Source organism: Pseudomonas cedrina subsp. cedrina (assembly GCF_001983175.1).
GTDB classification, from domain to species: domain Bacteria; phylum Pseudomonadota; class Gammaproteobacteria; order Pseudomonadales; family Pseudomonadaceae; genus Aquipseudomonas; species Aquipseudomonas cedrina.
This window is the reverse complement of sequence record NZ_MNPW01000003.1, coordinates 319,995-335,384: the sequence shown is the minus strand read 5'-3', so window position 1 is coordinate 335,384 and position 15,390 is coordinate 319,995. Positions and strand designations below refer to the sequence as shown.

Below are 15,390 nucleotides of genomic sequence, written 5' to 3'. Positions count from 1 at the left end.
AAGTACGCAGTGCACTTAAACATAGTCAGACCGCTACCACGACGATGGCGCCGATCACCAGAACGGCACCCGCCGCCATGGACGCTGCATACCAACGCAATTGGCCGGTCTCGCTGCGGCTCAGGGCGGTGTGACCGGCCTTGGCGGCACGCGGGATCAAACCGATGGTCTGGTCGAGCGGATCTTTACGCAGTACATGGCTGATGGCGAGGTAAGGCTTGACGAACAGTTTGTCGTAGAGCCAATCGAAGCCCCAGGCGGCGAACCACCAGGCCGACAGGAAGCGCCCGATGCCACTGTTGGCGACCGCCGTGACGAAGCGACGCTTGCCGAGGAACAGCAGGGCCGCCAGCAGGATACCGGCAATGGCGATGGCGCCCGAGGCGATTTCCAGGCTGTGCTTGGCGGCGCCGCCGGCATGGCCGACGCTTTCCGGCAGCACACCGGCCAGTGGCGGGGTGATCAGGGCGCCGATGAAGGTCGACAGCACGATCAGCACCGACAGCGGCAGCCAGTGGGAGATGCCGTGGCCTGCGTGCGCTTCGGTCTTGGCTTCACCGTGGAAGGTGATGAAGATCAGGCGGAAGGTGTACAGCGAGGTCATGAACGCACCCACCAGGCCTGCGTAGAGCAGGTTCTGGTTACCGCTGGCGAAGGCTTCCCAGAGGATTTCGTCCTTGGAGTAGAAACCGGCGGTCACCAACGGCAGGGCGGCCAGGGCGGCACCACCGACGATGAAGCTGGCGTAGGCCAGCGGCAGTTTCTTCCACAGGCCGCCCATCTTGAAGATGTTCTGCTCGTGGTGGCAGGCCACGATCACCGCACCGGAAGCGAGGAACAGCAGGGCCTTGAAGAAGGCGTGGGTCATCAGGTGGAAGATCGCCGCGTCCCAGGCGCCAACGCCCAGGGCCAGGAACATGTAGCCGATCTGGCTCATGGTCGAGTAGGCGAGGATCCGCTTGATGTCGGTCTGCACCAGCGCAGCAAAACCGGCCAGCACCAGGGTCACGCCGCCGACCACGCCCACCAGGTGCAGGATGTCCGGCGCCAGGGTGAACAGGCCGTGGGTACGCGCGATCAGGTAGACACCGGCGGTTACCATGGTTGCCGCGTGGATCAGTGCGGAAACCGGCGTAGGGCCGGCCATCGCGTCCGCCAACCAGGTTTGCAGCGGCAGTTGCGCCGATTTACCGACGGCGCCGCCCAGCAGCATCAGGGTCGCCAGGGTGATCCAGAAGTCGCCGACCTGGAATTTCTGCGGTGCCAGCACCAGCAGTTCCTGGATGTTCAGCGTGCCCACCTGTTGGAACAGGATGAACAGGCCGATGGCCATGAACACGTCGCCGATGCGGGTGACGATAAAGGCTTTGAGCGCGGCGTTACCGTTGTTGCGGTTGCTGTAGTAGAAACCGATCAACAGGTACGAGCACAGGCCCACGCCTTCCCAGCCGAAGTACAGGAACAACAGGTTATCGCCCAGCACCAGGAACAGCATGCTGGCGATAAACAGGTTGGTGTACGCGAAGAAGCGCGAGTAGCCCGCTTCACCGCGCATGTACCAGGACGCGAACAGGTGGATCAGGAAGCCCACACCCACCACCACGCCGAGCATGGTGATCGACAGGCCGTCGACATAGAGGGCGAAGTTGGGCTTGAAGCCCTCCACCGACATCCACTGCCACAGCACCAGGGTGTAGTGACCGCCTTCGGGCGGCGCCACGTTGAATTGCCAGATGACATAGGCGGCAACGATCGCCGACAGGCCAATCGAGCCAACGCCGATCAGGGCCGAGAGGTTTTCCGACCAGCGCCCGCGAGAGAACGACAGCAGCAGGAAACCGATCAGGGGAAATACGAAAGTCAGAAAGATCATGTTCATCCGCGCATCTCACTGGCAGCGTCGATATCAAGCGTGTGGAAGCGACGATACAGTTGCAGCAGGATCGCCAGGCCGATACTGGCCTCGGCGGCTGCCAGGCTGATCACCAGGATGAACATGACTTGTCCATCCGGCTGGCCCCAACGTGCACCCGCGACAATGAACGCCAGTGCCGCGGCGTTCATCATGATTTCCAGGCTCATCAACACAAACAGAATGTTACGGCGGACCATCAGGCCGACCAGGCCAAGGCAGAACAGGATGCCGGCGACCGCCAGACCATGCTCCAAGGGGATAGCAGGCATCGTCATTGCTCCTTGGCTTCGTTGCGGCCCAAGTGGAAGGCGGTGATGGCTGCGGCGAGCAGCAGCATCGAAGCCAGTTCGACCACCAGCAGGTACGGGCCGAACAGGCTGATGCCCACGGCTTTCGCGTCTACGGTGGTGTGGCCGATGGCCTGGCCGCTCTGGTGAGCGAACAGCACATACAGCAGTTCACCCAGCAGCAGTGCTGCGAGGACAACCGGGCCGAGCCAGATGCCGGGCTTGAGCCAGACGCGCTCCTGAGCGACCGAAGCCGGCCCCAGGTTGAGCATCATCACCACAAACACGAACAGCACCATGATGGCGCCGGCGTAGGCGATCACTTCCAGCACACCGGCGAACGGTGCGCCGAGTGCGAAAAAGGTCATGGCCACGGCGATCAGCGAAATGATCAGGTAGAGCAGGGCGTGCACGGGGTTGGTGTTGGTGATCACGCGAAGCGTGGACACAACTGCGATACCCGATGCGAAATAGAAAGCGAATTCCATCTTTCTTCCTTAAGGCAGCAAGCTCTTCACGTTGATCGGCTCGGCTTCGTTTTGTGCGGCGCCTTTGGGCTTGCCCGCAACGGCCATACCTGCAACACGATAGAAGTTGTAATCAGGGTTTTTACCGGTACCGGAGATCAGCAGATCTTCTTTCTCGTACACCAGGTCCTGACGTTTGAACTCGGCCATCTCGAAGTCCGGCGTGAGCTGGATCGCGGTGGTCGGGCAGGCTTCCTCGCAGAGGCCGCAGAAAATGCAGCGCGAGAAGTTGATGCGGAAGAAGTCCGGGTACCAGCGACCGTCTTCGGTTTCAGCTTTCTGCAGGGAGATGCAACCCACCGGGCACGCCACGGCGCACAGGTTGCAGGCAACGCAACGTTCTTCGCCATCGGGGTCGCGGGTCAGCACGATACGGCCGCGATAGCGCGGCGGCAGGTACACCGCTTCTTCCGGGTATTGCAGGGTGTCGCGTTTGCGAAAGCCGTGACCGAACACCATCACCAGGCTTCGCAACTGGGTACCGGTACCCTTAACGATGTCGCCAATATATTTGAACATGGGTCAAATCCTCACTGAACCGCGCCCGCTGGCGTGTTCAACAACACAACGGCAGCGGTCACCAGCAAATTGATCAGGGTCAGCGGCAGGCAGAAGCGCCAGCTGAAATCCATCACCTGGTCGTATCGTGGACGCGGAATGGAAGCGCGCAGCAGGATAAACAACATGATGAAGAACGCGGTCTTCAGGAAGAACCAGAAGAACGCCAACTGCGGCAGGATGCCGAACGGACCGTGCCAGCCGCCGAAGAACAGCGTGACCAGCAGGGCCGAGATCAAGATGATGCCGATGTACTCACCGACGAAGAACATGCCCCACTTCATGCCGGCATATTCAATGTGGTAACCGTCGGCCAGTTCCTGTTCCGCTTCCGGCTGGTCGAACGGGTGACGGTGAGTCACGGCGACGCCCGCGATGAAGAAGGTACAGAAGCCGAAGAACTGCGGAATGATGAACCACAGGTTCTGCGCCTGGTACTCGACGATATCGCGCATGTTGAACGAGCCGACCTGCACCACGATGCCCATCAGCGCCAACCCCATGAACACTTCATAGGATACGGTTTGCGCCGAGGCACGCAAGCTGCCCAGCAGGGCGAACTTGTTGTTGCTCGACCAGCCGGCGAACAGCACCGCGTACACCGACAAACCGGCCATGGCGAAGAAGAACAGCAAGCCGATGTTCAGGTCCGCCACGCCCCAGGTCGGGGTGATCGGGATGACGGCAAAGGCGATCAGCAAGGCGCTCATGGCCACCACCGGCGCCAGGGTGAAGATCACCTTGTCGGCGAACGGCGGCGTCCAGTCTTCCTTGAAGAACATCTTCAGCATGTCGGCGGCGATCTGGAACATACCGAACGGGCCAACGCGGTTCGGACCGTAACGGTCCTGCCACCAGCCCAGCAGGCGACGTTCGACGAAGCTGAGCAGGGCGCCCGCAACGACCACGGCCAACAGGATCACGATGGCCTTGACGACCGAGATGATCACGTCGATCACTTCAGGGGTGAACCAGGTCATTGCGCTGCCTCCTGCAGACCGTCAACGGTTTTGCCAAAGATTGCCGCAGGAATACCGGCGATGCCTTTTGGCAATGCCACCAGGCCGGCGCCCAGCGCTTCGTTGATGCGCAGCGGCAGGCGCAGGGTCTGGCCGGCCACGTTCAGGCTGAGCAGCGCACCGTCGTTGACGCCCAGGCGATCGGCTTCGGACTTGGCCAGGGACACGTAAGGCGCGGGAACGCGTTCCTGAACCGGCGCGGCCTTGGAAGAAGTCTCTTCGCTGCCGAACAGGTGGAAGAACGGCACGACCTGCCAGGTACCCTGGGCCGGGTTGAACGGACGCGGTACGGCGGCGAACCAGTTCAGCGAATCACCGCTGCTTTCGATCAGGCGGGTGCCCGGGTCGCCGGCGCGGATGTGACCACCGACTTCGTCCTGGAACTTGTTCCAGGCCTGCGGCGAGTTCCAGCCCGGCGACCAGGCGAACGGCACCTGCTGACGCGGTTCGACCGAACCCGAGTAACCTTCCATGGAGAAGGCGAACGCGGTGTCGTTATCTTGCGGGGTACGCGGTTCGTGCACGCTGATGTTGGCGCGCATGGCGGTACGACCGGAGTAACGCAGCGGTTCACGGGCCAGTTTCAAGCCCTTGATGCGAAACGCGGCGGACGGCGCGGCATCGACGATACGCGCCAGCTGCGGCGCGCTGGCGGCGGTGGCGGCGGTGACGTGGTCGAGCTGGGTCCAGTCGATCGGCTGGTTCAGCAGGGTGGCGCGCAGGGCATGCAGCCAGCGCCAGCCTTCGTGCACCAGGATGCCGGCGTCCATGTATTTTGGATCGAACACCTGGAAGAAGCGCTGGGCGCGGCCTTCCTGGCTGACCAGGGTGCCGTCGCCTTCGGCGAAGGTCGCCGCCGGCAGCACCAGGTCGGCACGCTCGCTGGTGGCGGTCTTCTGGTGGTCGGCGACGATCAGGACCTTGGCCGCGTTGAGCGCAGCGTCGACCTTGGCCGCGTCGAGGCGGGTGTACAGGTCGTTTTCCAGTACCACGATGGCGTCGGCAGTGCCGTCGATCACCGCTTGCAGGGCTGCGTCCACGGACTCGCCACCGAGCATGGCCAGGCCAAGGCTGTTGGCTTCCGGCACGACCAGGCTGATGGAACCGTTCTTGTCGCGCAGCTTCAGGGCCTTGGCGATGTTGGCGGCAGCTTCGATCAGCGCCTTGGAACCCAACGAGGTACCGGCGATGATCAATGGGCGCTTGGCGGCCAGCAGGGCGTCGGCGATACGCTGGGCCAGTTCAACGGCTTCAGTGTCCAGGCCTTCGACTGCCGGTGCGCTGGCGTCCAGAGCGTGAGCCACGGCGAAACCGAGGCGGGCCAGGTCGTCCGGCGCGGCGTGTACGCATTCTTCGGCGATATCGTCGAGCTTGGTTTCAGCCAGGCTTGCGATAAACAGCGGGTTCAGCGCGTGCTGGCCAATGTTCTTCACCGCCGCGTCGAGCCAAGGCTGTACGCGCATGGCGTCGGCCATGTCTTCGGCCTTGCCTTTGACCGACTGGCGCAGCGACAGCGCGATACGGGCCGCGGTCTGGGTCAGGTCTTCACCCAACACGAAGATCGCGTCGTGGTCTTCGATGTCGCGCATGTTCGGCACGGGCAGCGGGCTGTCATTGAGCACCTGCAGAACCAGGCGGATGCGCTCCAGCTCCCCGGCTTCGATGCCGCTGTAGAAGTGCTCGGCACCGACCAGCTCGCGCAACGCGAAGTTGCTTTCGAGGCTGGCGCGTGGCGAGCCGATCCCGACGATGTTGCGGCCACGCAGCAGGTCGGCGGCCTTGTCCAGCGCGGCATCCAGGCTCAGCTTGGCGCCATCGGCCAGCAGCGGTTGGCGCGGGCGGTCTTCGCGGTTGACGTAGCCGTAGCCGAAACGGCCACGGTCGCACAGGAAGTATTGGTTGACCGAACCGTTGAAGCGGTTTTCGATACGACGCAGTTCACCGTAGCGCTCGCCCGGCGAGATGTTGCAACCGCTGGAGCAGCCATGGCAGATGCTCGGGGCGAATTGCATGTCCCACTTGCGGTTGTAGCGCTCGGAGTGGGTCTTGTCGGTGAACACACCGGTCGGGCAGACCTCGGTGAGGTTGCCGGAGAACTCGCTTTCGAGCACGCCGTCTTCAACGCGACCGAAGTACACGTTGTCATGGGCGCCGAACACGCCGAGGTCGGTGCCGCCGGCGTAGTCCTTATAGAAGCGCACGCAGCGGTAGCAGGCGATGCAGCGGTTCATCTCGTGGGAAATGAACGGGCCCAGTTGCTGGTTCTGGTGGGTGCGCTTGGTGAAGCGATAACGGCGCTCGTTGTGGCCGGTCATCACCGTCATGTCTTGCAGGTGGCAGTGACCGCCTTCCTCACAGACCGGGCAGTCGTGGGGATGGTTGGTCATCAGCCATTCGACGACACTGGCGCGGAACGCCTTGGATTCGTCATCGTCGATGGAGATCCAGGTGTTGTCGGTGGCTGGGGTCATGCACGACATGACGATACGACCACGGGTGTCGTTCTCGTCGGTGTACTGCTTGACCGCACACTGGCGACAGGCACCGACGCTACCAAGCGCGGGGTGCCAGCAGAAATACGGGATGTCGAGGCCGAGTGACAGACAAGCCTGTAACAGGTTGTCCGCCCCATCGACTTCGAGCGCTTTGCCGTCTACGTGGATAGTGGCCATGGTTCAAAGTTCTTCGTTGGCCCGTTGTCAGCGGGCGTGGCTAATGGAATCTTGTTATTCATGTGCATCTACACAGCCATCAAGGCGTCAGCACATGAGAAAGGCGAAGGGCACGGACCCTTCGCTTCCTTGAAGCGTTACGCGCCGACCATGGTCGGCGTTACCACCTGAGTGAGCTCGCCCGCGCGGGTTGGCGCGATGCCGGCCTCGAACTCAGGGCGGAAGTACTTGATTGCGCTGCCCAGTGGCTCCACGGCGCCCGGTGCGTGAGCACAGAAGGTCTTGCCAGGGCCGAGGAAATTGACCAGGCCCAGCAGGGTTTCGATGTCACCCTCGCGGCCTTCGCCGTTTTCCAGAGCCATCAGCAGCTTGACGCTCCACGGCAGGCCGTCGCGGCATGGAGTGCAGAAGCCGCAGGATTCACGGGCAAAGAACTGTTCCATGTTGCGCAGCAGCGAGACCATGTTCACCGTGTTGTCCACCGCCATCGCCAGGCCGGTACCCATGCGGGTGCCCACCTTGCCGATGCCGCCGGCATACATTTGTGCGTCCAGGTGCTCGGGCAGCAGGAAACCGGTGCCGGCGCCGCCTGGCTGCCAGGCTTTCAAGGTATAGCCGTCGCGCATGCCGCCGGCGTAGTCCTCGAACAGCTCGCGTGCGGTCACGCCGAAGGGCAGTTCCCACAGGCCGGGGTTCTTGACCTTGCCGGAGAAGCCCATGAGCTTGGTGCCCATGTCTTCACTGCCGGCGCGGGCCAACGATTTGTACCAGTCGACGCCGTCGGCGATGATCGCCGGCACGTTGCACAGGGTCTCGACGTTGTTCACGCAGGTCGGCTTGCCCCACACGCCCACGGCGGCCGGGAAGGGCGGCTTGGAACGCGGGTTGGCGCGACGGCCTTCGAGGGAGTTGATCAGTGCGGTTTCTTCACCGCAGATATAACGCCCGGCGCCGGTGTGCACGAACAGTTCGAAGTCGAAACCCGAGCCCAGAATGTTCTTGCCCAGCAGGCCCGCGGCCTTGGCTTCGGCCACGGCGCGGTTGAGGTGCTTGGCGGCGGTGGTGTATTCGCCGCGCAGGAAGATGTAGCCCCGGTAGGTTTTCAGCGCGCGTGCGCTGATCAGCATGCCTTCGATCAACAGATGGGGCAGTTGCTCCATCAGCATGCGGTCTTTCCAGGTATTGGGCTCCATTTCATCCGCGTTGCACAAAAGGTAGCGGATGTTGATGGATTCGTCCTTGGGCATCAGGCCCCACTTCACGCCCGTGGGGAAGCCTGCACCGCCGCGGCCTTTGAGGCCGGCGTCCTTGACCGTCTGGACGATGTCATCCTGGGCCATGTCGGCGAAGGCTTTGCGCGCGGCCGCGTAACCATTCTTGGCCTGGTATTCGTCGAGCCATACGGGCTCGGCGTCGTCACGCAGGCGCCAGGTCAGCGGGTGAGTCTCGGCCGAACGCTTGATCAGGTTGGCCGGGCCGAAAGATGTCAGGGTCATGGGTAGCCCTCGAGCAATTGGGTCACGCCAGCAGGCTGCACGTCACCGAATGTGTCGTCGTCGATCATCAACGCCGGCGCCTTGTCGCAGTTGCCCAGGCAGCACACCGGCAGCAGCGTGAAGCGGCCGTCTGCGGTGGTCTGGCCCAGGCCGATGCCGAGCTTGGCCTGGATTTCGCTGACCACGGACTCGTGGCCACCGATGTAGCAGACCATGCTGTCGCACACGCGAATGATGTGGCGGCCCACCGGCTGGCGGAAGATCTGGCTGTAGAACGTCGCCACGCCTTCAACGTCGCTGGCGGGGATGCCGAGGATCTCGCCGATGGCGTAGAGGGCGCCGTCCGGCACCCAGCCACGTTCCTTCTGGACGATCTTCAAGGCTTCGATCGACGCCGCGCGCGGGTCTTCGTAGTGATGCAGCTCGTGCTCGATGGCCGAGCGCTCGGTTTCACTCAAGGTGAAACGGTCTGTCTGGATAAGCGTGCTGTTCATGCTTAGCGGTCCACGTCGGCCATAACGAAATCGATACTACCCAGGTACGCAATCAAGTCCGCGACCATCTCGCCTTTGATCACCGAAGGGATCTGCTGCAAGTGCGGGAAGCTTGGGGTGCGAATCCGGGTGCGGTAGCTCATGGTGCCGCCATCGCTCGTCAGGTAATAACTGTTGATACCCTTGGTCGCTTCAATCATCTGGAAGGATTCGTTGGCCGGCATCACCGGGCCCCACGAAACCTGCAGGAAGTGCGTGATCAGGGTTTCGATGTGCTGCAGCGTGCGCTCTTTGGGCGGCGGCGTGGTCAGCGGGTGATCCGCCTTGTACGGGCCTGCCGGCATGTTGCGCATGCACTGCTCGATGATCTTCAGGCTCTGGCGCATTTCTTCGACGCGCACGATGCAGCGGTCGTAGGCATCGCCCTTGGCTGCCAGCGGCACCTCGAACTCGAAGTTTTCGTAGCCCGAGTAAGGGCGCGCCTTGCGCAAGTCGAAGTCCAGGCCGGTGGCGCGCAGGCTTGGCCCGGTAACGCCCCATTCCAGCGCTTCCTTGGTGTTGTACTGGGCGACGCCGATGGTACGACCCTTGAGGATGCTGTTGTCCAGGGCGGCTTTCTGGTATTCGTCCAGGCGCTTGGGCATCCAGTCGATGAATTCCTTGACCAGGCGTTCCCAGCCGCGCGGGAGGTCGTGGGCCACGCCGCCGATGCGGTACCAGGCCGGGTGCAGGCGAAAGCCCGTGATCGCTTCGATCACGGTGTAGGCTTTCTGGCGGTCGGTAAAGGTGAAGAACACCGGCGTCATGGCGCCCACGTCCTGGATGTAGGTACCCAGGAACAGCAGGTGGCTGGTGATCCGGAAGAACTCAGCCATCATGATGCGGATGGTGTCGACGCGGTCCGGTACCTTGATGCCGGCCAGCTTCTCGACCGAGAGCACGTACGGCAGGTTGTTCATCACACCGCCGAGGTAGTCGATGCGGTCGGTGTAGGGGATGTAGCTGTGCCACGACTGGCGCTCGCCCATCTTCTCGGCGCCACGGTGGTGGTAGCCGATGTCCGGTACGCAGTCGACGATTTCTTCACCGTCCAGCTGCAGGATGATCCGGAAGGCACCGTGAGCCGAAGGGTGGTTGGGGCCCAGGTTGAGGAACATGTAGTCCTCGTTGGTGCCCGAGCGCTTCATGCCCCAGTCTTCCGGGTTGAACCGCGCCGCTTCTTCCTCGAGCTGTTGCTTGGCCAGGGTGAGGCTGTAGGGGTCGAACTCGGTCGCGCGCGCCGGGAAGTCCTTGCGCAGCGGGTGACCTTCCCAGGTCGGCGGCATCATGATGCGGGTCAGGTGCGGGTGCCCCGGGAAGTCGATACCGAACATGTCCCAGACTTCACGCTCGTACCAGTTGGCGTTCGGCCAGATGCCGGTCACGGTCGGTACGCTCAGGTCGCTTTCGGACAGGGCGACCTTGAGCATCACGTCGCTGTTACGTTCCAGCGACATCAAGTGGTAGAACACGGTGAAATCGGCGCCAGTCGGCAAGCCCTGGCGCTTGGTGCGCAGACGCTCGTCCACGCCATGCAGGTCATAGAGCATGACGTAGGGCTTGGGCAGGTTGCGCAGGAAGGTCAGGACTTCGATGAGCCTGGCGCGGGCAACCCACAACACGGGCATGCCGGTGCGGGTCTCCTGGGCGGTGAACGCCTCGGCGCCAAAACGGTTGTTCAGTTCGACGACCACGTCCTGGTCGTTTGCCTTATAAGGCGGGATGTACAGAGCACTGCCTGTAGTCATGGTTATTTATCGCTTTCGGTCAACGTAAAGAATGAAGCCAGTGTCTCGTTTCTTATACAGAGCTGAGCTGGATCAGACTTCGTCGGGGCTGCGCAGATTGGTGACTGCGATTCGCTGTTCGCGGCGCTGTTCCTTTTGCGACGGCATGTCGGCGCGGTACACGCCTTGATCGCCGACGACCCAGGACAACGGGCGACGCTCCTGTCCGATCGATTCCTGCAGCAGCATCAAGCCTTGCAGGAACGCTTCGGGGCGGGGCGGGCAGCCGGGCACGTAGACATCCACCGGGAGGAACTTGTCGACCCCCTGAACCACGGAATAGATGTCGTACATGCCGCCGGAATTGGCACAGGCGCCCATGGAAATGACCCACTTGGGTTCCAGCATTTGTTCATACAGGCGCTGGATGATGGGGGCCATTTTCAGGAACGGCGTACCGGCGATAACCATGAAATCCGCCTGGCGCGGTGATGCCCGGATAACCTCGGCGCCAAAGCGCGCGATGTCGTGGGGCGCCGTGAAGGCGGTGGTCATTTCCACGTAGCAGCACGAAAGACCGAAGTTGTACGGCCACAGGGAGTTTTTACGCCCCCAGTTGACCGCGCCATTCAGCACGTCTTCGAGCTTGCCCATGTAGATGTTCTTGTGGACTTGGTCTTCTAACGGGTCGGAAACGGTTTCCCGCTTGCCGATGGGGTACTGCTCGTTAGGAGCATCCGGGTCGATCCTGGTGAGATTGTATTGCATCGCCAAAGCCTCATTGTTTCAGCTTCGCTTGCCGCTTACGACGAGCTTCCGGAGCCCAGTCAAGGGCGCCCACTCGGAATAGGTAGACAAGGCCTGCCAACAGAATTGCTATGAAAACGAGGGCTTCGACGAATCCGGTCCAGCCGCTTTCGCGGACGGACACAGACCAGGCAAAGAGAAAAAGGGCTTCGATATCGAAGATCACGAACAGCATCGCGACCAGATAGAATTTGGCTGAGAGCCGCAAGCGGGCGCCACCTGTAGGCAGCATGCCGGATTCGAACGGTTCGTTTTTGCTGCGACCCCAGGCTTTTGACCCGAGGAGGCTGGACACGCCGAGCATGAAGGCGCAGAGGCCCACGACACCGAGGAGGAAAATGGCAAAGCCCCAGTTGTGGGCGATGAGTCCTGTCGCTTCGGTCATGCTGGAAATCCTTAACAGAGAGCAAAGGTCTCTGAGCTCGAAAAAGTAACGACGCAGTGACGATATGTCGCACTGCAATCAATCGGGATGATTTTATGGCTAAACACCGGGCAAGTAAAATTCCCAAGGCGAAATTATTCGGTTGAATAACCACATAGTGCACCTTCTTGGGGCTGCAGCCCTTGTGTGGCGGGCATTAGCGGGCATTTAATCAAATGTGTTTTGTTTAACGGGTAACGAAGTTTCCAGGCGCCAAATGATAATGAATATTGTTTGCGTGGGGTTTAAGCGAATGTTTCTCGTGTGGCGAGGGAAGTTGCCGTTACTTGCTGGTTTGTCGCTTAGTTGCCGACGGGGATCTTTTAACCGTTTTTGCGAGCGTTAATACCGCTCTGGATCAATGTTTTGCACAAAACTCTCCTTGTAGTGAGCGGGCTTGTCCCGCGCTGGGCGGCGAAGCCGCCCCAATAAAGACACCGCGCAGTGTCAGACAAACCCAATTCGCCTGGTTTGGGGCCGCTTCGCAGCCCAGCGCGGGCGGTGCGACGATTCGTCAAGCCCGCTCACTACAAAAATGTGTAGATACCTATGGCTATCGCAGGCAAGCCAGCTCCCACATTTGATTTTTTGTGTCTGCGAAACAAAAAAACGCCCCGAACCAGTCGGGGCGTGATTGCTGTGCGGCACTGCGGTTAGGTCTTCCTTGGGGCCGCGGTGGCCGTGTACTCAGTGGATCAGTGGAACTGCTCTTCTTCGGTCGAACCGGTCAGCGCGGTCACGGACGAGGTGCCGCCCTGGATCACGGTGGTCATGTCGTCGAAGTAGCCGGTGCCCACTTCCTGCTGGTGAGCCACGAAGGTGTAGCCCTTCGATGCGTCAGCAAATTCCTGCTCTTGCAGCTTCACGTAGGCGGTCATGTCGTTGCGGGCGTAGTCGTGCGCCAGGTTGAACATGCTGTGCCACATGTTGTGAATGCCGGCCAGGGTGATGAATTGGTGCTTGTAGCCCATGGCGGACAGTTCGCGCTGGAACTTGGCGATGGTCGCGTCGTCCAGGTTTTTCTTCCAGTTGAAGGAAGGCGAGCAGTTGTACGACAGCAGTTGGTCCGGGTATTCCTTCTTGATCGCTTCGGCGAAACGACGCGCTTCGTCCAGGTCCGGCTTGGCGGTTTCGCACCAGATCAGGTCGGCGTACGGCGCGTAGGCCAGGCCGCGGGCGATCGCCTGGTCGAGACCGGCACGCACCTTGTAGAAACCTTCCTGGGTGCGCTCGCCAGTCACGAATGGCAAGTCGTACGGGTCGCAGTCCGAGGTCAGCAGGTCGGCGGCGTTGGCGTCGGTACGCGCCAAAATGATGGTCGGCGTGCCGGCCACGTCAGCGGCCAGGCGCGCGGCGGTCAGCTTCTGTACGGCTTCCTGGGTAGGCACCAGTACCTTGCCGCCCATGTGGCCGCATTTTTTCACTGACGCAAGCTGGTCTTCGAAGTGCACGCCGGCAGCGCCTGCCTCGATCATGCTCTTCATCAGTTCGTAGGCGTTGAGTACGCCGCCGAAACCTGCTTCGGCGTCCGCCACGATGGGCGCGAAGTAGTCGATGTAGCCTTCATCGCCCGGGCCTTTGCCGGCTTTCCACTGGATCTGGTCGGCGCGACGGAACGCGTTGTTGATGCGCTTGACCACGGTAGGCACCGAGTCCACCGGGTACAGCGATTGGTCGGGGTACATGGATTCGGCGGAGTTGTTGTCCGCCGCCACTTGCCAGCCGGACAGGTAGATCGCCTGGATACCGGCTTTCACCTGCTGCACTGCCTGGCCGCCAGTGAGGGCGCCCATGCAGTTGACGAAATCTTTGTCGGGACGAAAGGACGGCTTGGCCCCTTGGGTCACCAGGTTCCACAGTTTCTCGGCGCCGAGTTTTGCAAAGGTATGCTCAGGTTGAACCGAGCCGCGCAGGCGGACGACGTCAGCAGCGGAATAAGCGCGGGTCACGCCTTTCCAGCGTGGGTTTTCAGCCCAGTCTTTCTCGAGGGCTGCAATTTGCTGTTCGCGTGTCAGTGCCATGGAAGTAAACCTCGTCGCGTCATCGTGTGGTGGAAAAATCCATTTGCCAGCCCTGCATTCAATGCGTGGGCATGGCTGCTCGCTGACCAGGAGCAATGGCGATCATGTCGGGTCTGACGGGGATGCGACGGGACGAACGATTGGCGCGAGGAGGGCAGATAAAAGGCAGACCAAGAACAGTCTTCGGGCATCGTGGGCCCTTGGGTGTTCAGCAGCGTGTAGCCGGGTTACCTGGTTAGCTTCCGTCCCTCGGGACAACTTCGTTCCAGTCGCAACCAAAGTCACACACGCCTTGTGGGCGGTACAGACACGAATCGGCTCGGGTGGGTAGCTTGGAGCACGATCCGAAGGCCCTTGCCAGGGCCCCTGATTAGCGGGAGCGAGGCCATCATGCCCATGCTTTTTTGGATCGTCAAATGTTTTGTAGTGCTTTTTTTCAAGCACTACATCTTTAGTCTAATACGACTCATCAGTCAGTTTTTGGTGCTTCAGTTCAAGGTGTCGACCTTGACCCGTACAGTCAGGTCGTCGCGGCCCTGGGTAGAGTAGCTGCGGGTTGTAGAGGATTTGTCGGCCTGGGTTTGGCGATTGATCCCGGCCAGGGTGATCCACTCGCCGAGGCGTCCGCTGACCGTTGTGTCGGTGCTTTGCACATTCACTACATCGGGACGTTCCTGGCTCATGCGGTCACGGTTGGTACTGATCGCCAGGTGAACGGTCTCGCCGGTGACGCTGGCGGTCACGTAGAAACCCTGGGTGACGTTACGGTATTGGGTCTGGTTCTGCGGGCGGCCATAGCTGTCTGGCTGGGTGGTGGTCAGCGGTACGCTCTGGCCCACCTGAATCAGTGCGGGGATGCCTTCGCTGGCCTGGATCTGCTGGATGCCGCCTTCGCGGTTGGTGGTGCCGTAGCTGATGATGCGGGTCTGGCTGTCGCCGCGGTTCTGCTGGTTGGTTTCATTGGTGTCGACGGTGATCAGCAGGCGTTTGGCCGGCGTGTCGAGCTGGGACAGCAAGGCGCGCAGGCCTTCGATTTTTGCGGGGTCAGCGTTAACGATCAGCTGGTTGCCATAGGCGCTGACAGTTCCGTCCTTGCCGATGAAGTTCTGCGCCACGGGCAGCAGGTCGGCGCTGGTGCGGTTGCTCAGGTTGACGACTGCGGTGTCGGCCATGGCTGAGACGCTGGCGGTCAGGAAGAGGGCGGTGAGCAGGGTGCGTAGGGACATGTCCGTGATCTCTGCGAGTCATTTGGCTGGATAGTGCCAGTTTGTCGGCCTGAGGGGTCGCAAATTGAATCGTAGACGGCAAAATGCCCTGGCGTGGCAGGGCATTTGGGGTGTTGCTGAAATCGCCATCGCAGGCAAGCCAGCTCCCACACTTAACCGAGTACACTCCTTGGAATGC

The 15,390-nt window shown here is 61.4% G+C and carries 13 protein-coding genes; all 13 read right to left on the bottom strand.

Annotated features, from left to right (window positions below; translation table 11 throughout):
* Positions 1-25: 25 nt before the first annotated feature.
* The 13 genes from nuoL to BLL36_RS07350 all read right to left on the bottom strand — a co-directional run bounded on the left by nuoL (position 26) and on the right by BLL36_RS07350 (position 15,212).
* Positions 26-1,879, bottom strand: coding sequence for an NADH-quinone oxidoreductase subunit L (nuoL, locus tag BLL36_RS07410; RefSeq protein ID WP_076950808.1), 1,854 nt, complete (start codon positions 1,877-1,879; stop codon positions 26-28).
* The gene (nuoK, locus tag BLL36_RS07405; protein ID WP_003174727.1) at positions 1,876-2,184 is read right to left on the bottom strand and encodes an NADH-quinone oxidoreductase subunit NuoK; all 309 of its coding nucleotides are present in this window, start codon (positions 2,182-2,184) and stop codon (positions 1,876-1,878) included. The genes nuoL and nuoK overlap by 4 nt, the downstream gene beginning before the upstream one ends.
* A gap of 2 nt (positions 2,185-2,186) precedes the next feature.
* Positions 2,187-2,690, bottom strand: coding sequence for an NADH-quinone oxidoreductase subunit J (gene nuoJ / locus BLL36_RS07400; RefSeq protein WP_057721781.1), 504 nt, complete (start codon positions 2,688-2,690; stop codon positions 2,187-2,189).
* Between the two features lie 9 nt (positions 2,691-2,699).
* A complete protein-coding gene (gene nuoI / locus BLL36_RS07395) occupies positions 2,700-3,248 on the bottom strand; it encodes an NADH-quinone oxidoreductase subunit NuoI (protein ID WP_076950807.1) in 549 nt (182 codons plus the stop codon).
* An 11-nt stretch (positions 3,249-3,259) separates the two neighbouring features.
* A complete protein-coding gene (gene nuoH, locus BLL36_RS07390) occupies positions 3,260-4,267 on the bottom strand; it encodes an NADH-quinone oxidoreductase subunit NuoH (protein ID WP_057721782.1) in 1,008 nt (335 codons plus the stop codon).
* A complete protein-coding gene (gene nuoG, locus BLL36_RS07385) occupies positions 4,264-6,978 on the bottom strand; it encodes an NADH-quinone oxidoreductase subunit NuoG (RefSeq protein WP_076950806.1) in 2,715 nt (904 codons plus the stop codon). The genes nuoH and nuoG overlap by 4 nt, the downstream gene beginning before the upstream one ends.
* Positions 6,979-7,115: 137 nt before the next feature.
* Positions 7,116-8,474: an NADH-quinone oxidoreductase subunit NuoF gene (nuoF, locus tag BLL36_RS07380; RefSeq protein WP_076950805.1), complete on the bottom strand. Its 1,359-nt coding sequence runs from the start codon at positions 8,472-8,474 to the stop codon at positions 7,116-7,118.
* On the bottom strand, positions 8,471-8,968 hold the full coding sequence (nuoE, locus tag BLL36_RS07375; RefSeq protein ID WP_003232080.1) for an NADH-quinone oxidoreductase subunit NuoE: 498 nt from the start codon (positions 8,966-8,968) through the stop codon (positions 8,471-8,473). The genes nuoF and nuoE overlap by 4 nt, the downstream gene beginning before the upstream one ends.
* A gap of 2 nt (positions 8,969-8,970) precedes the next feature.
* Complete coding sequence (gene nuoC, locus BLL36_RS07370; RefSeq protein WP_076950804.1) at positions 8,971-10,755, bottom strand: NADH-quinone oxidoreductase subunit C/D; 1,785 nt, start codon at positions 10,753-10,755, stop codon at positions 8,971-8,973.
* Between the two features lie 72 nt (positions 10,756-10,827).
* Positions 10,828-11,502 (bottom strand): NuoB/complex I 20 kDa subunit family protein, encoded by a 675-nt coding sequence (locus BLL36_RS07365; protein ID WP_076950803.1) that lies wholly within the window; start codon positions 11,500-11,502, stop codon positions 10,828-10,830.
* Positions 11,503-11,512: 10 nt separating this feature from the next.
* Complete coding sequence (locus tag BLL36_RS07360) at positions 11,513-11,926, bottom strand: NADH-quinone oxidoreductase subunit A (RefSeq protein ID WP_015372409.1); 414 nt, start codon at positions 11,924-11,926, stop codon at positions 11,513-11,515.
* A 734-nt stretch (positions 11,927-12,660) separates the two neighbouring features.
* Positions 12,661-13,986, bottom strand: a complete 1,326-nt coding sequence (gene aceA / locus BLL36_RS07355) for an isocitrate lyase (protein WP_076950802.1) — start codon at positions 13,984-13,986, stop codon at positions 12,661-12,663.
* Between the two features lie 488 nt (positions 13,987-14,474).
* Positions 14,475-15,212 carry a secretin N-terminal domain-containing protein gene (locus BLL36_RS07350; protein WP_076950801.1) on the bottom strand — a complete coding sequence of 246 codons (738 nt, stop codon included), beginning with the start codon at positions 15,210-15,212 and terminating at the stop codon, positions 14,475-14,477.
* Positions 15,213-15,390: the final 178 nt, after the last annotated feature.